Consider the following 22643-nt stretch of genomic DNA (forward strand, 5'->3'; position numbering starts at 1 on the left):
GTCGAGTGGGCGTCGCATCCCGTCGAGTGGGCGCAGCATCCCGTCGAGTGGGCGTTGTCACCCGCCGTACAGCGGCTATCCGCCAACGAGAATTGGCACATACGCGCAGGGGCGCGGTAGCGTCGAACCCTATGTCGTCACCTGGGCAAGCACACCGGCTGGATTTCGCGGCCGGGGCGTCGGACACCGACAATCAGTACCGGCCGGTGTTCGGGCTCGCGATCCTCGTGCTGTCGGGAATGCAGTTGCTGATGGTGCTCGACGGAACGGTCGCCGCGCTGGCGCTGCCGAAGATCCGTGAGTCGCTGCAACTCTCGGAGTCGGGTGCGAACTGGATTATCAGCAGCTACGTCCTCGCATTCGGCGGGTTGATGCTCCTCGGTGGCCGACTCGGTGACACGTTCGGACGCAAGCGCATGTTCGTGATCGGCGTCGCAGCCTTCACCCTGACCTCACTGCTGTGTGGCCTGGCCTGGGATGAAACGAGTCTCATCGTCGGACGCGCCCTGCAGGGTGCCTCGGCAGCCGTCGCTGCGCCGACCGCGATGGCTCTGGTAGCCACGACGTTCGCGCCCGGTAAACCACGCAGTCAGGCGTTCGCGATCTACGCGGCGATGACCGGTATCGGTTCTGTCGCGGGTCTGATCCTCGGTGGTGTGCTGACCCAGCTCTCGTGGCGTCTCGTCTTCCTGATCAACGTCCCGATCGGACTGCTCGTCGCGGTCGGAGCCTACTTTGTCTTGCGCGAATCCCAGGGCGTGCGACTCTCTCTCGACCTACCGGGAGCCGTGCTCGCGACGTTGGGATGCTCACTGCTGGTGCTCGCGGTGAACGAGGGTCCCAACGGTTGGGGCCGTCCGATCGTCATCGCCTCGTTCATCCTCGGTGGTCTCGCTCTCGTGGCGTTCGTCATAGTCGAGCGTCGTGCGAGTAACCCGATCCTGCCGTTCGTTCTCTTCGACAACACCAGTCGTGTCGCCGCTTTGGTCGCCATCTTCTTCGCCAGCATGATCATGATGTGTATGGCGGTCTTCATCTCGCTCTACCTGCAGGGAATCCTGAAGTACACCCCTGTTCAGAGTGGTCTCGCGGTGGTGCCGTTCGCGTTCGGACTCGGTATCGCCGCGGCGATCGCGTCGAAGCTCGCGCTGCATGTCCAGCCGCGGTGGCTGGTGCTGTGCGGTGGAGCGATCATCCTGGCCGGCTGCGTCTACGCGGCGTCGATCGCGCCGAAGGCTCCGGCGTACTTCCCGAGCATCCTCATCCCTGTCGTGGTGATCGGTGTGGGTGTCGGTTTCGCTGTCATCCCGCTGACCCTGTCGGTTGTCGCGGGCGTCGGGCCGAACGAGATCGGGCCGCTCACCGCGCTCGCGCAGGTCGCACAGAACCTCGGCGGTGCAATCGGGTTGGTCGCGGTCGGAGCGCTCGTGACGTCTCGCGCCCTGTCGCTCGGCGGCACCACCGCGCCCGTGGAGTCGATGAACAAGGCGCAACTCGCCGCGCAGGCCAACGGCTACGGACTGGCGTTCGCCTGTTGCGCGGGCATCGCGGTGATCGCCGCGATCGTCGTATTGTTCATGCGGTTCACGCCGGAGCAGGTTGCCGAGGGGCAGGCCGCGCAAGAAGCCGCCGACGCCGGGCTCGACTCCGACATCGCGCAGAACACCCACGACCACTGATCCGGTCTCAGGTGGAGTCCCAGAGACGCTGGTAGAAACTCATCCGCTCCTCGTCGAAGTCGACGCCGTACGACTCGACGAGCGGTCGTTCCCACCCGGGCCCGTAGACCCCGACCGAGCGCTGCGACGCTGATTTCGGGACGTTCGAGCCACGGCGTGAACACCGCCGAATCCCCCGGCGCTGCGGCCGTCAGCATCCACTCCGCGCTATCGTCGTATCCGGCGTCGAGCACGGTGGGACACGCGACGAACCGCGCCGCCCACGAGAGTCGGTGAGCTTCGGCGCGCAGGGAGACCTCGTCTGTCGGTGGCTGCCATTTCAGGTAGCGGGCGGACGGACCGTCGCCGAGTCGATAGGTGACGCCACCGACATCGTTGAGCCAGACCGGGGTGATCGGGTCGCCCGCCGGAACGCGAGAAGACGACGTCGGGAAATTCGTGCGCGGGGACGGCAGAGGTCATCGGGTGCGCGTCAGTCGGTCAAGACGACGATCTCGTCGGGTCGGGGGATCTCGACGCACTGCCCGGCGTCGGACAGCACGGCGGCGAGGGCGTTGATGTCGCGGACGTTTCGGCGCGTCCGTACCAGTTCGCGGGCCATCAGACCCTTGTAGTGCTTGTTGAAGTGGCTCACCACTTTTCGGGACCCGTCGGGCGCCTCCGTCATCACCGTGGCAGTCACCGCGCCCGAGATGGGCCCCAGCTGCTGGTAGATCCCCGAGCGCAGGTCGACGACGAAATCGTCCACCGCGTCGAGCGTGTTCGAGAGAGCAGGCTTCCACGCCGAGGTGAGCGTGCCGAAGCCGGGCAGCGTGGATCCACCCGAGAGGCGGTAGGCGGGTATCCGATCGCCGGCCCGGATGACCCCGAACAGCGCCGACCCGATCGCGAGGCGGTCTGCCGCTTTCGCTTTGCCCGCGCGGGTCAGCGATCGGTGGTCGAGGGCGTCGTAAAGCACGCCGGTGTAGCGCTCGATCGCAGGGCGCGTCGGGGAGAGCCAGAGGTCGGCGTTGCTGTCGACCTCGGCGAGCTGTGTCTTGCCGAGCCCGAGTGCCTTCACGCTCGCGTCGAGATCGCTCGCGAGGTCGACGACGGCGTCGGCGATCTGTTTGCGCACGGGATTGAGTTCGGTGAACGACAGTGTGTCGAGGTCGAGTGGGGCGCCGGAACCCCCGTCGGACTTGGTTTCCGAGGGCGGGAGGATGACGAGCACGTCGAACACTGTATCCGGCCACGTGGACGGGACCGAAAAGCGCGTGCGGTGGCCGACTAGACTGATCGACCGTGATCACACGGATGTCGACGCTGTTCCTGCGTACGCTGCGCGATGACCCGGCAGACGCCGAGGTTCCCAGCCACAAGCTGCTTGTTCGCGCTGGATATGTTCGGCGTGTCGCGCCGGGCGTGTACAGCTGGCTCCCCCTGGGGCTTCGGGTTCTCAGGGCGGTCGAGAACATCGTGCGCGAGGAGATGAACTCGATCGGCGCGCAGGAGATCCTGCTGCCCGCGCTGTTGCCGCGTGAACCGTACGAGACGACTGCCCGCTGGACCGAGTACGGCGACAACCTCTTTCGTGTGAAGGACCGCAAGGGCACCGACATGCTCCTCGGTCCGACGCACGAGGAGATCTTCGCGCAGCTGGTCAAGAGCGAGTACTCGTCGTACAAGGATCTGCCGGTCATCCTGTATCAGATCCAGACCAAGTACCGCGACGAGGAACGTCCGCGCGCAGGCATCCTGCGTGGACGCGAGTTCGTGATGAAGGACTCGTACTCTTTCGACCTCGACGACGACGGACTCAAGGCCTCCTACATCGCGCACCGTGACGCCTACCAGCGCATCTTCGCGCGCCTCGCGGTGCGATACGTCATCGTCGCCGCGACGTCCGGCGCGATGGGCGGCAGTGCCTCGGAGGAGTTCCTCGCCGAGAGCGAGGTCGGCGAGGACACGTTCGTGCGTTGCCTGGAGTCGGGCTATGCGGCCAACGTCGAGGCCGTCGTCACGCCTGCACCCGAACCGATTCCGTTCGACGGACTCGCGGAGGCGCAGGTTCACGAGACCCCTGACACCACCACCATCGAGACGCTCGTCGCGTGGGCCAACGACGCCCTCGACGGGACGTTCGACGCCGCGGACACACTCAAGAACGTCATGGTCAAGGTTCGCGAACCCGGAGGCGAGTGGGAGTTGCTCGGCATCGGGGTGCCGGGCAACCGGGAGATCGACGTCAAGCGGCTCGAGGCGTCGTTGGAGCCCGCAGAAGTCGAGCTGCTGACCGAAGCCGACTTCGCGGCCAACTCGTTCCTGGTGAAGGGCTACATCGGACCGAAAGCCTTGCAGGAGAACGGCGTCCGCTATCTCGTCGATCCGCGCGTCGTCGACGGCACGGCGTGGATCACCGGTGCCGACCAGCCCAACCGGCACGTCGTCGGACTCGTTGCCGGGCGCGACTTCACGGTGGACGGGACCATCGAGGCGGCCGAAATCCTCGACGGCGACCTCTCTCCGGACGGCAAGGGACCGCTGGTGGCCGCGAAGGGCATCGAGATCGGTCACATCTTCCAGCTGGGCCAGAAGTACACCAACGCCTTCGAGGTGGATGTACTCGGCGAAAGCGGAAAGCCGGTCCGCCTCACCATGGGGTCCTACGGTGTCGGCGTGTCGCGGCTTGTCGCGGTGATTGCTGAACAGCAGCACGACGACAAGGGGCTGCGCTGGCCCGCAGAGGTCGCGCCCTACGACGTGCACCTGGTGATCGCCAACAAGGACGAGGCCGCGATCGGCGGCGCGACGTCGCTGGCCGAGGAACTCGACGCCGCGGGCCTCGACGTCCTGCTCGACGACCGCAAGTCGTCGCCCGGCGTGAAGTTCAAGGACGCCGAACTGCTCGGCATGCCCACCGTGGTCGTGGTGGGCCGCGGCTACGCCAACGGCGTCGTCGAGGTCCGCGATCGCTTCACCGGCGAGAGCGCCGAGGTACCGGTCGACAACGCAGTGTCGGCGATCGTCGCCGCGGTGCGCGGGTAGCTTCCGGCGGCCGGTCCGGCAACCCGGGTTGACCGGGCTGTCGGGCTACGCGGACTACCGGACTATTGCGGCTGTCCCGGGAATGGGACGGTCACCGGACTCTCGCGCAATGCTGCACGCCAGGTGGCCGCGCGCTGCGCGCAGTCGGTGAGCTGGTCGACGGCCAGGCGGCGCGCCGATTCGGAGTCGGCGCGCTCGAGCGTCGAGCGATATGCCGTGGCGCAGTCATTCTCGGCCGCCAGCGCGGCACGGGCAGCACTCGTCGGGTCAGTGACCTGCACGGGCAGCGTGTACCCGGCGGCCATATCGGGTGGAGTCGCGCCTGCCGCCGTGATGGCAGCGTTGAGTGCGTCGCGTGCCGCGCGGTGGGCGGCGATGTAGTCGGCGACAGTGCCGCGTCGAGTCGCGGAGACAAAAGCTGTCGTGACCCCGTACGTGAAGATCGCGGCATTCTCGGCCTGCGTCGCCGTGGCCAAAGCGTCGGTTGTTGCGGTCATGCGAGCTGCACCTCCACGAGTGTGGCGACCGAGGCGCTGACCGACCCGGCCAGCCCTGCCGAGTAGCCCTTCAGTGAGATCGCGGCGTCGTGTGCTGCACGCGTCGACGCACGGAGCGACGAGCACAGCTCGTCGAGCGTTCCCGCTGTCGACGACGACCCCGGTGTGGACGTCTCGGACGCCCCCGCACCGGTGGAGCCGGGCGTCGCGGAGGCCGACGGCGCTGCAGACAACTGGCTCGCGGTGTCGGAGTCGAGGCGTTGGACCTCCTGCGATAGCGCGGTCGCGTGGGCGTCACGCTGGTCGGCGATCACTCCGAGCGCTGCGCTGTAAGTCGGAAGACGTGGTGCGAGCGAACGAGCTGCCGCAGCGTCGGAGCGGGCAGCCTTGGCCAGGGGGAGCAGGGCGGTGGCGGTGATCTCATTCGGCGTCGGGCCGCTGTCACACGCGCTCGACGCGCCGATCACGAGTGCTCCGGCGCCGATCGCGAGGCTGCCTCGTAAGACGGTGCGACGATTCACGGCGTCGAGTACATCGGGGGCTGCTGGCTTCACCCGACACATGATGCCAGTCCGGCACACCCGTGGTGCGGGCCGCACGGACCACAGGAGGTCCGACGGTCTGCCCGGTGATCGCCAGTAGCCTGCCGGGTCCGGGACCGGTCGCAAGGTGGTCGGGAGAGGGTCGCGGATCGACTAGAATAGGGTGCCGTCGCATGCGGCAGACCAATTGCCGCGACAGCTGACCGACGACAATGAACGCACCTGAAGACCGCAACTGAAAGCACTGCGCGGCAAGCGAAGACGAGGAGTGAGGAGAGCAATGAGCATCGATACGCGACAACTCCGCACGCTCGTCGACACCTTTGTCGCCGACCGCGGATTCGACGTCGAAGACGTCGTGATCACCAACGGTGCAGACGGCGACGCGGTCGTCGTGACCGTCGATCGGGATGGGGGAGGTTCGCTCGACGAGCTCGCCGACCTCAGTCGCGAGCTGTCCGACGCGCTCGACGCCGATCCCGCCTACGCCGACATCGACACACTCGAGGTCACCTCACCCGGCGTCGACAGGCCGCTCACCACCGAACGGCAGTGGCGTCGTGCCACCGGACGCAAGGTGCTCATCGATCTCGCCGGCGACGACGGTCCGACCCGTGTCGCAGGCAGGGTCGGACCGCTCCACGACGGCCAGGTCGACATCGTGAGCAACGACCGCGGCCGTTTCCGAGTCCGCACCGTCGAACTCGACGCCGTCACACGTGCTGTGGTCGACGTCGACTTCTCGCGGCCGGGAGTCGCCGAGCTGCGATTGTGCGGCCTCGACGACGCGCAGATCGCGCAACGTCGCGACACCGTCAACTCGTAGCGACCGACCATAGAACTCAACCAACAGCCGAAAATTCCATAGCAGCCGACAAGTGAATAGGAGCGCCCCATGAACATCGACATCAATGCACTGCGCATGATCGAGGCCGACAAGGGAATCTCGATCGACACGGTCATCACCGCCATCGAAACCGCATTGCTCACCGCATACCGCCACACCGACGGATTCGCGCCGCACGCGCGCATCGACGTCAATCGCAAGAGCGGGGCGGTCAGGGTGATGGCGCAGGAGGTCGACGAGGACGGCACCGTCGTCCACGAATACGACGACACCCCCGAGGGTTTCGGCCGTATCGCGGCCACCACCGCCCGTCAGGTCATCCTGCAGCGTCTGCGTGACGCGGAGAACGAGAAGAACTTCGGCGATTTCGTCACCCACGAGGGCGAGATCGTTGGTGGCGTTGTGCAACAGGACGCCCGCGCCAACGCACGCGGCATGATCGTCGTGCAGATCGGTAGCGACGCCAACAGCGCGGAGGGAATCATCCCGCCCGCCGAGCAGGTGCCCGGCGAGAGCTACAAACACGGCGACCGCATCAAGTGCTACGTCGTCGGCGTCTCGCGTGGTCCGCGTGGACCACAGATCACGCTGTCGCGTACCCATCCGAACCTGGTGCGCAAGCTCTTCGCACTCGAGGTACCCGAGATCGAGGACGGCTCGGTCGAGATCGTCGCAGTCGCGCGTGAGGCGGGCCACCGCTCCAAGATCGCCGTGCACACCGGTGTCAGCGGACTCAACGCCAAGGGCGCGTGCATCGGACCGATGGGTCAGCGCGTACGCAACGTGATGAGTGAGTTGTCCGGCGAGAAGATCGACATCATCGACTACGACACCGATCCCGCTGTGTTCGTCGGGAACGCACTGTCGCCTGCGAAGGTCGTCTCGGTGGAGGTGGTCGACGCGGCACAGAAGGCAGCGCGCGTCGTCGTACCCGACTATCAGCTCTCGCTCGCGATCGGTAAGGAAGGTCAGAACGCACGACTGGCCGCTCGTCTGACGGGGTGGCGAATCGACATCCGCTCCGACGCCGACGACGCTCCCAGCGCACCCGCCGGCCAGTCGGGCGGGCCGGGAGCCGGACGGGCGTGATGAGGTCCGGTTGTCCAGTTCGGTACTCGGCGCGCTAGACTGATCGATGGTCACGCGAATGCGGCCGGCCGCCCCCTGTGGAGTTACTTCCGATGGTGGTGACCGGTCCGGTCGGCGGAACGATTCTTCGCAGAGTCATTCTCCGCAAGGTCCGATCCGTATGTGTCTGGGATGTCGGCAGCGAGCCGGTATCGCAGAGCTGGTCCGTGTCGTCGCCCCTACAGGTGCGAGCGGCCCGAGGATCGTTGTCGACATCGCGAAGACCATGCCTGGGCGAGGTGCGTGGCTGCATCCGGTGGCGGACTGTGTGTCCGCCGCGGTTCGACGCAACGCGTTTGCCCGGGCGCTGAGGAGTCCGGGACTGGTCGTAGACCAGTCCGACCTCAAAGAAGTGCTGTTCACCCGCTCGGGAGATGGCACGGACGAGAGCGGCCCTAACGGGCCAGAACAGGTAGCAGAAGACATGAGCACACCGTGAAGTCACCACGATGAGCACGTATCGGACGTAATCCGAGGCCGTGGCGGGCAAGCCGCTCGGCCTCCAAGTGAGGAGAGCAGTGGCAGGCAAAGCCCGCGTGCATGAACTGGCCAAGGAACTTGGCGTAACGAGCAAGCAAGTGCTCGAACGTCTCAAAGAACAGGGCGAGTTCGTCAAATCCGCGTCGTCGACCGTTGAGGCCCCCGTGGCCCGCCGACTTCGCGAATCCTTCCCCGCAGATAACGGGGGAGCAGCCAAGAACGACTCCACGAAGTCGGCAGCACCCAAGCCTGGTGCCGCGGCTCGTGACAACTCTGCTGCGCCCAAGCCCGGCGCAGCTCGCCCCGGCCCCAAGCCGGCGGCTCCGAAACCTGCACCCGCACCGACGCCTGCTGCCGCGCAGTCGGCACCGGCTCCTGCGCCTGCAGCCACCCCGGCACCTGCTGCGCCCACTCCGGCGCCGGCACAGAAGTCGACGCCCGCGGCAGCTCAGGCTTCCGCACCTGCGCCGACGAGTCCACGTCCCGGGCCAAAGCCCGGACCGCGTGCGCCTCGCGTCGGAAACAATCCGTATTCGTCTGCACCCGCACCAGCTCCGCGTCCGGCGGCACCACGTCCCGGACCCGGCCAGGGCGGACCCCGCCCCGGTGGTGGGCGTCCCACGCAGGGCCGACCCGGCCAGGGTGCAGGGCGTCCCGGTCCCGGCAGTGCAGGCGCACGTCCCGCACCGGGTCAGGGCGGACCTCGCCCGAATCCGGGCAACATGCCCCCTCGGCCCAACCCGGGTGCCATGCCCAGTCGTGCAGCACGTCCCGACGCGGGCCGACCGGGCCGCGGCGGTGGACCAGGCGGTCGCAGTGGCGGCGGTGGCGGAGGCTATCGCGGTGGCGGCGGAGGCGCGCCAGGCGGAGCACCGGGAGGTCCTCCCGGAGGTTTCCGCGGACGTCCCGGTGGCGGCGGTCGCGGTCGTGGCGGCGCAGCCGGTGCGTTCGGACGTCCGGGTGGTGCACCCCGTAAGGGACGCAAGTCCAAGCGTCAGAAGCGGCAAGAATACGACTCGATGCAGGCTCCGGCCGTCGGTGGCGTCAGGCTGCCACGCGGCAACGGTGAGACCATTCGTCTCGCCCGCGGCGCTTCGCTGTCCGACTTCGCCGACAAGATCGACGCCAACCCGGCATCGCTGGTCCAGGCGCTGTTCAACCTCGGCGAGATGGTCACGGCGACCGAGTCGGTCAACGACGAGACGCTGGAGCTGCTCGGCTCCGAGATGAACTACAACGTCCAGGTAGTCAGCCCGGAGGACGAAGATCGCGAACTCCTCGAGAGCTTCGATCTCTCCTACGGTGAGGACGAGGGCGGCGAAGAGGATCTCGAACAGCGTCCGCCGGTGGTCACCGTCATGGGTCACGTCGACCACGGCAAGACCCGCCTGCTCGACACCATCCGTAAGGAGAATGTGCGCGAGGGCGAGGCCGGTGGCATCACCCAGCACATCGGTGCCTACCAGGTGAACACGCACCTCAACGGCGACGATCGACTGATCACGTTCATCGACACCCCTGGTCACGAGGCGTTCACCGCCATGCGTGCCCGCGGTGCCAAGTCGACCGACATCGCGATCCTCGTGGTCGCCGCCGACGACGGCGTCATGCCGCAGACGGTGGAGGCCGTGAACCACGCGCAGGCAGCAGACGTGCCGATCGTGGTCGCGGTCAACAAGATCGACAAGGAAGGCGCCGATCCGTCGAAGATCCGCGGCCAGCTCACCGAGTACGGGCTGATCCCCGAGGAGTACGGCGGCGACACGATGTTCGTCGACATCTCGGCCAAGCAGGGCACCAACATCGAGCAGTTGCTTGAAGCTGTGCTGCTGACCGCCGACGCGTCGCTCGATCTGCGTGCCAACCCCGACATGGACGCTCAGGGTGTCGCCATCGAAGCGCACCTCGATCGTGGTCGCGGACCTGTGGCGACCGTGCTGGTTCAGCGCGGAACGCTGCGTGTCGGCGACTCCGTGGTGGCAGGCGACGCCTACGGTCGTGTGCGACGCATGGTCGACGAGCACGGCGACGACGTCAACGAGGCCCTGCCTTCGCGACCCGTCCAGGTCATCGGCTTCACGTCGGTGCCGGGTGCAGGTGACAACCTGCTCGTCGTCGAAGAAGATCGCACCGCCCGGCAGATCGCCGACCGGCGCAACGCGCGCAAGCGCAACGCGCTGGCCGCACGTAGCCGCAAGCGGATCAGCCTCGAGGACCTCGATTCGGCGCTGAAGGAAACCAGCCAGCTGAACCTGATCCTCAAGGGCGACAACGCAGGTACCGTCGAGGCGCTCGAAGAGGCGCTGCTCGGTATCGACATGGGCGACGAGGTGTCGCTGCGCGTCATCGACCGTGGTGTCGGTGGCGTGACGGAGACCAACGTCAACCTCGCTGCGGCGTCGGATGCGATCATCATCGGCTTCAACGTCCGTGCGGAGGGCAAGGCCACAGAGCTCGCCAACCGCGAGGGCGTCGACATCCGGTACTACTCGGTGATCTACCAGGCCATCGACGAGATCGAGAGCGCGCTCAAGGGCATGCTCAAGCCGATCTACGAAGAGGTGGAGCTCGGCCGCGCCGAGATCCGCGCCATCTTCAAGAGCTCGAAGGTCGGCAACATCGCCGGTTGCCTGGTGCAGTCCGGTCTCATCCGCCGTAACGCCAAGGCTCGTCTGCTTCGCGACAACGTCGTGGTTGCCGAGAATCTCACGATCTCGTCGCTGCGACGCGAGAAGGACGACGTCACCGAGGTTCGCGAAGGCTACGAATGTGGTCTCACGCTGACGTACAGCGACATCAAGGTCGACGACGTCATCGAGAGCTACGAGTTGCAGGAGAAGCCGCGCGACTGACGCGCGGATCGTCGAACACGCTCCCCTTCCGGGGTCTGAGGGCACTTGGTGCCCGACGGCCCCGGAAGGGGAGTACGTTCCTCACTCACAGTGCTTCGATTCTGGAGGAAGGACACCCCATGGCTGACCCGGCACGGGCACAGCGAATGGCCAAGCGGATCTCGTCGATCGTGGCGTCGTCGATCGCCCACGACATCAAGGACCCGCGGCTGGCCCACGTCACGATCACCGATACCAAGATGACCAACGACCTGCACGACGCGACGGTCTTCTACACCGTCATGGGCGAATCGATCGATGCCGAACCCGACTACGAGGCCGCTGCCGCGGGACTCGCCAAGGCGACCGGGATTCTCCGCTCGAAGGTCGGCGCCGGAACAGGCGTGCGCTTCACCCCGACATTGAGTTTTGTCCTCGACACCGTTCCCGACGCCGCGCGCCACATGGAAGAACTCGTGGCGCGCGCACGCGCCAATGACGAACTCGTCGCGCGCCAGGCGAAACAAGCGCAACCTGCCGGTGACGCAGACCCGTATCGAAGCAAGGACGAAGACGGCGAGGACGGTTCACGCGAGTGACCACTGCCTCCCCTGCGGCGATCGCAGATGTCCTCGGCGGGGCATCGGCGGTGACAATCCTCTGCCACGTCCGACCCGACGCCGACACCATCGGTAGCGGACTCGCGCTGGGACTCGCGTTGACGACACGAGGCCTCGACGTCGAGGTCTCCTATCCCGGTCCCGAGAGCCTGCCCGTGGCCCTTCGTGACCTGCCAGGGGTGCGGGGGCTACTCGTCGAACCGGACGCACTCAAGGGGCACGACGTGACCGTGTCGGTCGACGCCGCCGGACCTGATCGGCTCGGCGATTTGGCCGCGGTCTTCGAGGGCGCGGTCACGTCGGTCGTCGTCGACCATCACATGTCCAACGGGGGTTTCGGTGACCTCGACTTTGTCGACCCCGACGCCGACTGCACCGCCGTACTCGTCCTGCGACTCATCGACGAACTCGACGTTCCGCTGAACGCCGACATCGCGACGTGTCTGTACGCGGGTCTCGCGACAGATACCGGATCGTTCAAATGGGCGCGCCCCGACTCGTTTCGGGTCGCGGCGCGACTACTCGACAGCGGAGTCGACGGTCGACGGTGGAGTCGGGCGCTGTTCGACACCCATCCCTTCTCGTGGCTGTCGATGGTGGCCGGGGTTCTGGCGTCGGCGACATTCATCCCGAAAGCAGCCGACGGTGCGGGACTCGTCTACGCCGTCGTCGATCACGACGCGATGGTCGGCATGAGCTGGGAAGAGTCCGAAAGCATCATCGACATCGTGCGAACCACGGCAGGCGCCGAGATCGCGGCGGTGTTCAAGGAGATCGAACCGGCGAGTTGGACGGTCTCGTTGCGGTCGAAGGCATCGGTCGATCTGGTTCCGATCGCGCGCGCACTCGGCGGCGGCGGTCATCGACACGCCTCCGGGTACAGCGATATCGGGAGTGCCCAGGAGGTCGTCGACCGGCTGGTGGGGTTGCTCTGACCGAGCCCGCCCGACAGGCCGACGCCCAGGCGATCGCCCCGGACACGGGGATACGCCGCATCGCGGTGTTGTCGGTGTCGGCTCTTGCGGTGCTGACCGCGCCGCCGCTGTATCTCCTCCTCGACCTCGCCGTTGTCGGGCGCCTCGGCGGCGACGAATTGGCCGCGCTCGGCGTCGGTGCTCTGGTGCTCTCGGTGATCAGTACCCAGCTCACCTTTCTCTCGTACGGGACAACCGCGCGTTCGGCTCGACGCTTCGGTGCGGGCGACCGCGCGGGCGCGGTGGGAGAGGGCGTGCAGGCGACGTGGATCGCGCTCGGCGTCGGTGGTGTGATCGTCGCCGTGATCTATCCGCTGGCACCGTGGGTGATGCGACTCATGGTCGGCACGTCAGGTCCGGATGCGAGTCACGTTGCGGCGGAAGCAACTTCGTGGTTGCGAATCGCATGCTTCGGCGTGCCACTCATTCTCGTGTCGATGGCGGGCAACGGCTGGATGCGTGGTGTCCAGGAGACCCGACGACCGGTCGTGTACGTCGTGGTCGGATTGTCGGTCGGGGCAGTGCTGTTGGTGGGGTTGGTCCACGGGCTGTGGTTCTTCCCGCGGCTCGGCTTGCAGGGCAGCGCAATTGCCAACGTCGTCGGACAATCGATCACCGGTCTATTGTTCGCGACGCGACTCCTGCGCGAAGTGCTCCCCGATGGTGGGCGCCGCGCGTTGCGTCCTCGGTGGGCGGTGATCCGAGCCCAACTCGTGATGGCGCGCGACCTCGTGGCGCGCAGCCTCTCGTTCCAGGTGTGCTTTCTGTCGGCGGCTGCCGTCGCGGCCCGCTTCGGGGTGGCCGCCGTTGCTGCTCATCAGCTGACACTTCAACTGTGGGAGTTCATGTCACTGTTCCTGGACTCGGTGGCCATCGCGGCTCAAGCGTTGGTCGGTGCCGCGCTCGGGGCGGGTGCGGTCACAGCGGCCCAGAACGTGGCTCGCAGGGTGACTGTCGTGTCGGTGGTGGCTGCGTCGGCAATGGCAGGGGTCTTCGCCATCGGCGCCGGCGTGCTGCCGAGACTGTTCACGAGCGATGCCAGGGTGCTCGACGCGATCAGCACGCCCTGGTGGTTCTTCGTCGCCATGCTGCCGATTGCGGGAGTCGTATTCGCGCTCGACGGTGTGCTCCTGGGCAGCGGCGACGCCGCATACTTACGGTCTGCGACGTTGGTGGCCGCGCTCGTCGGATTCTTACCGCTGATCTGGCTGTCCCTGGCGTTCGACTGGGGATTGGCCGGCATCTGGACGGGCCTTGTGGTGTTCATGGTGATTCGCATGCTGACCGTCGTGTGGCGGATTCGGTCAGGCCGGTGGCAGCGGGTCGGACACGAGCGCGGTTGATCGACGGCACCAATGTCGACGGCTCGCGCGGCGTCCACTCAGTAGCCGGGCTGTGGGTACGCAGGTCGCGGTCTGCTCTGAGTGCGTCCGCGTCGGATGGCCAGGCCGATTCCGTCGCAGGCCCACACACTGAGGATGCCGAGCACACAAAAGCCTATGAATACGACGCCGTCGAGAAGCGACGCAGTTATGTACGACTTCGGATAGTGGATTGCCTGCTCGATCCATCCCCCCGCCGCGCTGAGCGCGAGCGCCGGGATGATGCCGATCAACGCGAAGGCAGTTCTTCTGCGTGCGAGTGACCACCCCACCACGACGCCAAGAATGACGAGTCCGTTATTGGCGCTGTACCACCATTCGAATTCGGCGTAGGTCCAGCCCGAGTAGAGGCGTGGGCCGGAGATAGCCCACAGTGCGTCGAGTACACGTTGCAATCCCAGGAGCACCAAGGCGGCGCCGGGACCGAGGATTCGTTGCGGAGTGGATCGGGCCCACACGGCGAGGACGCCCATGTATAGCAGGGCTGCCAACGTCCAGACGCTGAATCTCCACCAATCGTGCAACCCGAACTCACTCAGAGCGATTTGGAGCGCGCAGCTCACAACAAAGAAGAATCCGCCGATCGCTGCGCTGACCAGGGCTTGTGCCCACCACGGGCCGCGGTCGCCGAGAGGTGTGCGGGCGGGGCGGCGTGGCGGGTACATCGGGTACGGGGGCTGGTAGGAATGACCAGGTGGTTGTGCAATAGGCGGCTGGGGTTGGCTCGGATACACGTGCGCATCCTGACACAAGGTGGAACGCAACATCGAGTGGGTCACCGGTGATTCATTCGGTTGAAAACAGTGGCGCCGCGGCCATCTGGCACGATGGATCCTCGTGGCTACACTCTGGGCGATCAGCGATCTTCACGTCGCGCACCGCGGCAACGAGAGCATCGTCGACCAGATTCGACCGTCGGCTCCCGACGACTGGCTGATCGTCGCGGGCGACGTGTCCGAACGTACCGACGACATCATCGACACCCTGCGTCGACTCAAGGCTCGATTCGACACGGTGATCTGGGTGCCGGGCAACCACGAGCTCTACACCACCGCCAAGGACCCGCTGCAGATCTTCGGTGTCGCGCGCTACGACTACCTCGTCCAGGCGTGCCGCGACATCGGGGTGGTCACGCCGGAAGACATCTACCCGCTGTTCGACGCGGGCGATGGCAGCGAACCCGTCCGCGTCGTGCCGATGTTTCTGCTCTACGACTACACGTTCCGCCCGGAGGGCACCTCGACGGCGCTGCAGGCGCTCGCTGTCGCACGGGAACGCAACGTGGTGGCGACAGACGAGTTCTTGCTGTCCGCCGAGCCGTACCCGACCCGGGACGCGTGGGGGAGGGCGCGCATCGAGTCGACGCGCAAGCGTCTCGAGGCACTCGACCCGGCAGAGAAGACCATCCTGATCAATCACTGGCCGCTGCGGCGCGAACCGACCGACGCGCTGTTCTACCCCGAATTCGCACTGTGGTGCGGCAGTGAACTCACCGCCGACTGGCACACGCGGTTCAACGCCACATGCAGCGTCTACGGACATCTGCACATCCCGCGCACCACCTGGTACGACGACGTGCGGTTCGAGGAGGTGTCGGTCGGATACCCGCGCGAGTGGAAGCGACGCGGCCTACCCGAACCGCTGCTACGTCAGATCGCACCCGATCCCGGTGTGCGCGAACAGGATCTACCCGATCACGGCGCGCGCTTCAACCTGCCGCCGGATTACGCCGAGCGTGCCCGCGAGTTCGCCGAACGCGTGGCGCAGCGTCGAGCACAGCGAAGCTCGGGTCAGACGAGCTCAGGTCAGGAGGGCGACAAGTGATCGAACGACTCCTCCCACCTGGCGTCGCCTCCGCCGAATCCTTCGGCGACCCACCGGGTCTCGAGCCGATGCCCGCCGAGGAATCGCTGATCTCGCGCGCCGTCGAGAAGCGTCGTCGTGAATTCATCACGGCGCGTCACTGCGCCCGTCAGGCGCTCGGACAGCTCGGGATCGAGCCGACGCCGATCATGCGCGGCGACAAGGGAATGCCGTTGTGGCCGAACCAGATCGTGGGCAGCCTGACGCACTGCGACGGATATCGTGCCGCCATCGTCGCGTACGCGATGGGCGTCAGGACACTGGGAATCGACGCCGAGCCGCACGACGTGCTGCCCGACGGCGTGCTCGAGCACACCAGCATTCCTGCCGAACGTGACGTCATCGCACAGCGGCCGTCGGGGCTGCACTGGGATCGACTTCTGTTCTGCGCCAAGGAGACAACCTACAAGGCATGGTTTCCGCTGACCCAACGCTGGCTCGGCTTCGAGGATGCCCACATCACGTTCGAGCAGACCGCGGAGAATATGGGGACCTTCCGCTCCCGAATCCTGATCGACGGCTCGGTCATCGACGGGGGAACACCGATCACCGAGTTCTCCGGGCGCTGGCTGGTCGACGACGGCTACATCACCACGACGATCGTGATGAGCTGACGTGGCCGACTCATCGATCGAGAACGCCGGATTGGTCATCGTCGACAAGAATGAGGGCATCACGAGTCACGACGTCGTCTCTCGTTGCCGAAAGCTGTTCAACACCAGACGAGTTGGCCATGCGGGCACACTCGACCCGATGGCGACCGGAGTGCTCGTGGTCGGCGTCGAGCGGGCGACAAAACTGCTCGGATTGCTCGCACTGACCACCAAGTCGTACACCGCGACCATCCGCCTGGGCGCCGCAACCGACAGCGACGACCGTATGGGCGAGGTCATCTCGAGCGCCGACGCGTCGTCGATCACCGACGAGCAGATCGCGGCAACGGTCGCGACACTCACCGGCGACATCGAGCAGGTGCCTGCCAAGGTCAGCGCGATCAAGGTCGACGGCAGGCGCGCGCACGCGCTGGCACGGACCGGCGAGGAGTTCGAGCTCGCCGCGAGGCCGGTCACCGTCTCGCGATTCGACGTGTTGGCTCGACGCGACGAGGGGGAGTTCGTCGACCTCGACGTCGTCGTCGACTGTTCCGCAGGAACCTACATCCGCTCTCTCGCACGCGATCTCGGCGCGGCACTCGGAGTCGGGGGACACCTGACCGCGCTGCGTCGAACCGCGGTCGGCCCGTTCACATTGGAACACGCACGGACCCTCGAGCAGTTGGCTGAGCGTCCCGAGCTCAGTCTCACGATCGACGAGGCCGCCCTGATCTCCTTCCCGCACCGCGATATCGACGACGACGAGGCCGAATCCATTAGTCAGGGACGGTGGTTGACGCCGATCGGGCGCAAGGGCATCTACGTGGTTGTCGACCCCGCCGGGCAGGCCATCGCGCTGGTGCAGGAAAAGGGGCGTCGGGCGAGTTCTGTGATGGTCGTGCGGCCGGCAACGCTGCGATAGCGACGCGTGGCTTGACGCGCTCCTGACAGTGCGTCGTGTTCAGTGCTCGGCGACGAGGAAGATCGCGCGAGCGGCGATGTCGCCGAGCACGATCGGCTCGGCGCCGTCGATCGAGATCGAGATCGTGCCGGCGAACGGGCGTTTCTCGGAGACGTGGACCACGCAGTCCAGAGCGACTCCGAGTTGGTCGAAGTAGCGGAGCACCTCGGGATCGGTATCGGAGATTCGTGCGATTCTGCCGCCCTCACCCGTGTCGAGATCGGCGAGTGAGAACGCCTCCGGTGCGGGTATCGAGCCGTCGACACGCGGGATGGGGTCGCCGTGCGGGTCGCGGTCCGGATGACCGAGTTTCGTGTCGAGGCGCGCCATGAAGCGGTCGGACATCGCGTGCTCGAGGACCTCGGCCTCGTCGTGCACCTCATCCCACCCGTAGCCGAGTTCGCGGACGAGGAATGTCTCGATCAAACGGTGGCGTCGCACCATCAGCACCGCGGCCGCCCGACCCTCGTCGGTGAGGGTGACTGCGCCGTACCGCTCGTGTGAGACGAGGCCCTGATCGGCGAGTTTGCGGATGGCCTCCGACGCCGTCGACGCCGATACGCCCATCTTGTCGGCGAGCATCTTGGTGGTCACCTTGACCTCGGCCCACTCCTGGCTGGTCCAGATGACCTTGAGGTAGTCCTGGGTGACCGTCGACAACTCGGCCACGGACGTATCGGGACCGGCAGCTCGGGTTTGAGGCATGAAACGAGCTTAGCCCCGCCTACCTACGCCGAAGCTCCGTGGCCGACCCAACCCGGCGCCATCGCGGCATGGACAACTGTCATTGGTGTGGTGGCATGCCGCGATTCACTGTGTGGACGTGCGTGATTCACGATGCGCGTTCGGATCGGCATCGGGCGGGCGCGGGTGCTGGTTCACCGGCGTCGGTCGCCGTAGGCTTGTCGGCGTGTTGCGATGGCGAGGTCTGGACGAGGTGCCCGCGGATTGGGGCAGGTGTGTGGTCACCATCGGTGTGTTCGACGGCGTCCACCGGGGGCACGCGCAGTTGATCCACGCCGCGACCTCCGCGGCGGCCGAGCGTGGCATCCCGTCGGTGTTGATGACGTTCGACCCGCACCCCGCCGAGGTGGTCCGCCCCGGAACGCACCCACCACAGTTGACGACGCTGACTCGTCGGGCCGAGTTGGCCGAGGAGTTGGGAATCGACGTCTTCTGCGTGATGCCGTTCACCCCCGAGCTGGCGTCGCGTTCTCCGAAGGACTTCGCGCACAACGTTCTCGTCGAGAGCCTGCATGCCGCCGAAGTGGTGGTCGGTGCCAATTTCACCTTCGGGAAGAAGGCCGCGGGCAACGTCGAGAAGCTCACAGAGCTCGGTCAGCGCTTCGGGTTCGAGGTGCAGGCCATCTCGCTGTTCGGCGAGCACGCGGTGACCTACTCGTCGACCTACATCCGCTCGTGCGTTGCTGCGGGCGACGTCGAGCGCGCGGCAGAAGCCCTCGGACGGCCCCACCGCGTCGAGGGAGTGGTGGTTCGCGGTGACGGACGTGGACGCGAATTGGGTTATCCCACAGCCAATGTCGCACCGCCGATGTACGCGGCCATTCCGGCTGACGGGGTGTACGCCGCGTGGTTCACGGTTCTTGGACCCGGACCGGTTGTGGGCCAGGTGATTCCGGGGGAGAGCTACCAGGCGGCTGTGTCGGTGGGTACCAACCCGACGTTCTCCGGGCGTACGCGGACTGTCGAGGCATTCGTCCTCGACACCACGGCCGACCTCTACGGTCAGCACGTCGCCGTCGACTTCGTCGACAGAATCCGCGGCATGGAGAACTTCGACAGCATCGACGATCTGCTGACCGCGATGAGCGGAGACGTCGACAAGACCCGAGGCATTCTCGCCGCGACCCAGAGCGGCTCGTAGGACCCAGGGCGCTTTGGCGCGATTTGGGCTGGGACCTGCGCGGTTGGTAGCCTGACACGTCGGTGCCGCTGCAGTCCGCGGTGGCGCACCGAATCAGCGTTGACGATCCCGGGTGGGATTGCCGCTGGTCACAGATGACGCGGGACTGAAACAACAGGAGTATCTCCATGGCATTGACTGCCGAGCAGAAGAAAGAAATCCTCACCGAGTACGGCCTCCACGAGACCGACACCGGCTCGCCCGAGGCTCAGGTCGCGCTGCTGACCAAGCGCATCACCGACCTCACCGAGCACCTCAAGGAGCACAAGCACGATCACCACAGCCGTCGTGGTCTGCTGCTGCTCGTCGGCCGTCGTCGCCGCCTGCTCAAGTACGTCGCCAAGGTCGACATCGCACGCTACCGCTCGCTGATCGAGCGCCTCGGCCTGCGTCGCTGAGCGACCCCGAGCTGCGGTCGCTGAGCGACCCCGAGCTGCGGTCGCTGAGCGACCCCGAGCTGCGGTCGCTGAGCGACCCCGAGCTGCGGTCGCTGAGCGACCCTGGGTTCCGTCGCTGAGCGACACACGAACTGAACGGACCGGTCATCTCCCACGTGGAGGTGGCCGGTTCGTCGTTTCCCGGCCTCGTCGTTTCCTGGTCTCAGGGGCAGCGATGATAGGCTGATAAGCGGAACGTTGCAGATTTGTGTGCTCACACACATGTCGCAGAGTCAGATCGGTCCTCGGTAGTGGCCGCCGGAATCGCCAGATGATTCCGGCCGCTTCGATCGAAGGCCGTCTGAGCACCCACGGGTCGCACTAGGGCGGCCCTGGCATGCAGTGGCCATTTCGCGCGATGTTCTGGGCCGGTAGTGGCGCTACGCGCGCCCCGGTGCGCGAGTTCATTCGCGCAGTTCATCGGGAGCGCACGTCAGTCTGTCGCTCCTGGTCCCAATCCGCATATTCGGGTCGCTATGGGCGGCCACCACCACGGTCGCGTCGAATGCGACCGGCACGAAGGGATTCATAGCCCACATGACAGATGTCACCACCACTGAGGTCGTCGAGGAGTTCGACGACGCGATCACCGAGGCAACGGCCGTCATCGACAACGGCAGCTTCGGCACCCGCACCATCCGGTTCGAGACCGGACGTCTCGCCCTGCAGGCAGCCGGTTCGGTAACCGCCTACCTCGATGACGAGACCATGCTGCTGTCGACGACAGCGGCGTCGAAGCATCCCAAGGAGCACTTCGACTTCTTCCCCCTCACCGTCGACGTCGAAGAGCGTATGTACGCCGCGGGACGCATTCCCGGGTCGTTCTTCCGCCGTGAGGGCCGTCCGTCGACCGATGCCATCCTGACCTGCCGTCTGATCGACCGTCCGCTTCGTCCGTCGTTCGTCGACGGCCTGCGCAACGAGATCCAGGTCGTCGTCACCGTCCTGAGCCTCGACCCCAAGGATCTGTACGACGTCGTCGCGATCAACGCGGCATCGGCGTCGACCCAGCTCGCGGGCCTGCCGTTCTCCGGTCCTGTCGGTGGCGTGCGTGTCGCGCTCATCCCGACCGAGGAGAACAAGGCCGGCCAGTGGGTGGCGTTCCCGACCGTCGAGCAGCTCGAAGGCGCAGTCTTCGACATGGTCGTCGCCGGCCGCATCGTCGGAGAAGGCGATGACGCCGACGTCGCGATCATGATGGTCGAGGCCGAGGCAACCGACAACGTCATCGACATCGTGGCAGGCGGCGCGCAGGCGCCGACCGAGGCCATCGTCGCCGAGGGCCTCGAGGCTGCCAAGCCGTTCATCGCTCGTCTCTGTGAGGCGCAGAAGTCGCTCGCAGCGGCCGCTGCCAAGGAGACCGCTGAGTTCCCGCTCTTCCCGGCCTACGAGTCCGAGGTCTACGACGCCGTCTCGGCTGCTGCCACCGAGCGTCTCTCGCAGATCCTCACCATCCCGGGCAAGCAGGAGCGCGACGAGAAGACCGACGAACTCAAGGCCGACATCCTCGCCTCGCTCGGCGAGCAGTTCGAGGGTCGTGAGAAGGAGATCGGTGCGGCATACCGCTCGGTCACCAAGAAGCTCGTGCGTCAGCGCATCCTGACCGACCACTTCCGTATCGACGGTCGTGGCATCACCGATATCCGGTCGCTCTCGGCCGAGGTCGCCGTGATCCCGCGCGCCCACGGTTCGGCACTGTTCGAGCGCGGCGAGACCCAGATCCTCGGTGTCACCACACTCGACATGGTCAAGATGGCGCAGCAGATCGACTCGCTCGGACCCGAGACGTCGAAGCGCTACATGCACCACTACAACTTCCCGCCGTACTCGACCGGTGAGACCGGTCGCGTCGGATCGCCCAAGCGTCGCGAGATCGGCCACGGCGCGCTCGCCGAGCGTGCCCTCGTGCCGGTGATCCCGAGCGTCGAGGACTTCCCGTACGCGATTCGTCAGGTGTCGGAAGCGTTGAGCTCCAACGGTTCCACCTCGATGGGTTCGGTCTGTGCGTCGACCATGTCGCTGCTCAATGCCGGTGTGCCGCTGCGCGCTCCGGTCGCGGGTATCGCGATGGGCCTCGTGTCCGACACTGTCGACGGCGAGACCCGCTACGTCGCGCTCACCGACATCCTCGGTGCCGAAGATGCCTTCGGCGACATGGACTTCAAGGTCGCGGGCACCAAGGACTTCGTCACGGCGCTTCAGCTCGACACCAAGCTCGACGGCATCCCGTCGAAGGTGCTGGCCGGCGCATTGAGCCAGGCCAAGGACGCGCGCCTGACCATCCTTGACGTCATGGCCGAGGCCATCGACGAGCCCGACGAGATGAGCCCGTACGCCCCGCGGATCACCACCATCAAGATCCCGATGGACAAGATCGGCGAGCTGATCGGCCCCAAGGGCAAGACGATCAACGGCATCACCGAGGACACCGGCGCCAACATCTCGATCGAGGACGACGGCACCGTGTTCATCGGTGCTGCCGACGGCGTCTCGGCGCAGGCCGCGATCGACAAGGTCAACGCTATCGCCAACCCGCAGCTGCCCAAGGTGGGCGAGCGCTTCCTTGGCACCGCGGTGAAGACCACCGCCTTCGGCGCGTTCGTGTCGCTGCTGCCGGGCCGCGACGGTCTGGTGCACATCAGCAAGCTCGGTAAGGGCAAGCGCATCAACAAGGTTGAGGATGTCGTGAAGGTCGGCGACAAGCTTCAGGTCGAGATCGCCGACATCGACGAGCGCGGCAAGATCAGCCTCGTCCCGGTCGACGACAGCGACAAGTCCGGCAGCGATGCGGAGCAGTCCGAAGACAAGGCTTCGGCAGACGCCTGATCTGCTGACGCCGCGGCGCTCGCCGCGAGAAC

At 66.3% G+C, this 22643-nt stretch carries 20 protein-coding genes; 15 read left to right on the forward strand and 5 right to left on the reverse strand.

The annotated features are described in order from the left end of the window. The first annotated feature begins 131 nt into the window (after positions 1-131). Positions 132-1679 carry an MFS transporter gene (locus GOSPT_RS06780; RefSeq protein WP_005204433.1) on the forward strand — a complete coding sequence of 516 codons (1548 nt, stop codon included), beginning with the start codon at positions 132-134 and terminating at the stop codon, positions 1677-1679. 472 nt (positions 1680-2151) lie between these two features. Here GOSPT_RS06780 and yaaA read toward each other — a convergent pair whose 3' ends face one another. Further along, complete coding sequence (yaaA, locus tag GOSPT_RS06785; protein ID WP_039855077.1) at positions 2152-2892, reverse strand: peroxide stress protein YaaA; 741 nt, start codon at positions 2890-2892, stop codon at positions 2152-2154. A gap of 83 nt (positions 2893-2975) precedes the next feature. Between yaaA and GOSPT_RS06790 the strand changes: the two genes are divergently transcribed. Beyond that, the gene (locus tag GOSPT_RS06790) at positions 2976-4706 is read left to right on the forward strand and encodes a proline--tRNA ligase (RefSeq protein ID WP_039855058.1); all 1731 of its coding nucleotides are present in this window, start codon (positions 2976-2978) and stop codon (positions 4704-4706) included. Between the two features lie 62 nt (positions 4707-4768). Here GOSPT_RS06790 and GOSPT_RS06795 read toward each other — a convergent pair whose 3' ends face one another. Together GOSPT_RS06795 and GOSPT_RS06800 are read right to left on the reverse strand one after the other, a co-directional pair. Continuing rightward, on the reverse strand, positions 4769-5203 hold the full coding sequence (locus tag GOSPT_RS06795; RefSeq protein WP_005204438.1) for a ferritin-like domain-containing protein: 435 nt from the start codon (positions 5201-5203) through the stop codon (positions 4769-4771). Beyond that, positions 5200-5766 carry a hypothetical protein gene (locus GOSPT_RS06800; RefSeq protein ID WP_051993769.1) on the reverse strand — a complete coding sequence of 189 codons (567 nt, stop codon included), beginning with the start codon at positions 5764-5766 and terminating at the stop codon, positions 5200-5202. Before GOSPT_RS06800 ends, GOSPT_RS06795 begins: the two co-directional genes overlap by 4 nt. Positions 5767-6025: 259 nt before the next feature. On the opposite strand from GOSPT_RS06800, the gene rimP reads away from it, so the two are divergent. The 7 genes from rimP to GOSPT_RS06830 all read left to right on the forward strand — a co-directional run bounded on the left by rimP (position 6026) and on the right by GOSPT_RS06830 (position 13968). After that, positions 6026-6571: a ribosome maturation factor RimP gene (gene rimP, locus GOSPT_RS06805; protein ID WP_005204442.1), complete on the forward strand. Its 546-nt coding sequence runs from the start codon at positions 6026-6028 to the stop codon at positions 6569-6571. Between the two features lie 69 nt (positions 6572-6640). After that, a complete protein-coding gene (nusA, locus tag GOSPT_RS06810; protein WP_005204444.1) occupies positions 6641-7681 on the forward strand; it encodes a transcription termination factor NusA in 1041 nt (346 codons plus the stop codon). 160 nt (positions 7682-7841) lie between these two features. Beyond that, complete coding sequence (locus tag GOSPT_RS23095; RefSeq protein WP_005204446.1) at positions 7842-8159, forward strand: YlxR family protein; 318 nt, start codon at positions 7842-7844, stop codon at positions 8157-8159. Between the two features lie 79 nt (positions 8160-8238). Beyond that, the gene (gene infB, locus GOSPT_RS06815) at positions 8239-11052 is read left to right on the forward strand and encodes a translation initiation factor IF-2 (RefSeq protein WP_039855059.1); all 2814 of its coding nucleotides are present in this window, start codon (positions 8239-8241) and stop codon (positions 11050-11052) included. A 119-nt stretch (positions 11053-11171) separates the two neighbouring features. Then, a complete protein-coding gene (rbfA, locus tag GOSPT_RS06820; protein WP_005204452.1) occupies positions 11172-11630 on the forward strand; it encodes a 30S ribosome-binding factor RbfA in 459 nt (152 codons plus the stop codon). After that, the gene (locus GOSPT_RS06825) at positions 11627-12586 is read left to right on the forward strand and encodes a DHH family phosphoesterase (protein ID WP_005204453.1); all 960 of its coding nucleotides are present in this window, start codon (positions 11627-11629) and stop codon (positions 12584-12586) included. The genes rbfA and GOSPT_RS06825 overlap by 4 nt, the downstream gene beginning before the upstream one ends. Beyond that, on the forward strand, positions 12583-13968 hold the full coding sequence (locus GOSPT_RS06830) for an MATE family efflux transporter (RefSeq protein WP_051993773.1): 1386 nt from the start codon (positions 12583-12585) through the stop codon (positions 13966-13968). Before GOSPT_RS06825 ends, GOSPT_RS06830 begins: the two co-directional genes overlap by 4 nt. A gap of 38 nt (positions 13969-14006) precedes the next feature. On the opposite strand, the gene GOSPT_RS06835 is transcribed toward GOSPT_RS06830, so the two are convergent. Further along, entirely contained in the window at positions 14007-14498 is a 492-nt protein-coding gene (locus GOSPT_RS06835) for a hypothetical protein (RefSeq protein WP_141630825.1), read from the reverse strand. Between the two features lie 346 nt (positions 14499-14844). Between GOSPT_RS06835 and GOSPT_RS06840 the strand changes: the two genes are divergently transcribed. The 3 genes from GOSPT_RS06840 to truB are packed head-to-tail and all read left to right on the forward strand — an operon-like array spanning position 14845 to position 17385. After that, positions 14845-15831: a metallophosphoesterase family protein gene (locus GOSPT_RS06840; protein WP_005204458.1), complete on the forward strand. Its 987-nt coding sequence runs from the start codon at positions 14845-14847 to the stop codon at positions 15829-15831. Continuing rightward, the gene (locus tag GOSPT_RS06845; RefSeq protein WP_005204461.1) at positions 15828-16484 is read left to right on the forward strand and encodes a 4'-phosphopantetheinyl transferase family protein; all 657 of its coding nucleotides are present in this window, start codon (positions 15828-15830) and stop codon (positions 16482-16484) included. The genes GOSPT_RS06840 and GOSPT_RS06845 overlap by 4 nt, the downstream gene beginning before the upstream one ends. 1 nt (position 16485) lies before the next feature. After that, positions 16486-17385: a tRNA pseudouridine(55) synthase TruB gene (gene truB, locus GOSPT_RS06850; protein ID WP_005204463.1), complete on the forward strand. Its 900-nt coding sequence runs from the start codon at positions 16486-16488 to the stop codon at positions 17383-17385. Between the two features lie 39 nt (positions 17386-17424). Here the strand turns inward: truB and GOSPT_RS06855 are convergent, their stop codons facing one another. Further along, a complete protein-coding gene (locus GOSPT_RS06855) occupies positions 17425-18129 on the reverse strand; it encodes a metal-dependent transcriptional regulator (RefSeq protein ID WP_005204465.1) in 705 nt (234 codons plus the stop codon). 205 nt (positions 18130-18334) lie between these two features. On the opposite strand from GOSPT_RS06855, the gene GOSPT_RS06860 reads away from it, so the two are divergent. From GOSPT_RS06860 to GOSPT_RS06870, 3 genes are all read left to right on the forward strand, one after another. Beyond that, positions 18335-19309, forward strand: coding sequence for a bifunctional riboflavin kinase/FAD synthetase (locus tag GOSPT_RS06860; protein ID WP_039855079.1), 975 nt, complete (start codon positions 18335-18337; stop codon positions 19307-19309). Positions 19310-19476: 167 nt separating this feature from the next. Then, a complete protein-coding gene (gene rpsO / locus GOSPT_RS06865; RefSeq protein WP_005204469.1) occupies positions 19477-19746 on the forward strand; it encodes a 30S ribosomal protein S15 in 270 nt (89 codons plus the stop codon). Positions 19747-20322: 576 nt separating this feature from the next. Next, entirely contained in the window at positions 20323-22611 is a 2289-nt protein-coding gene (locus GOSPT_RS06870) for a polyribonucleotide nucleotidyltransferase (RefSeq protein ID WP_005204471.1), read from the forward strand. Positions 22612-22643 lie beyond the last annotated feature (32 nt).

The sequence above is a fragment of the Gordonia sputi NBRC 100414 genome, assembly GCF_000248055.1.
Lineage (GTDB): Bacteria > Actinomycetota > Actinomycetes > Mycobacteriales > Mycobacteriaceae > Gordonia > Gordonia sputi.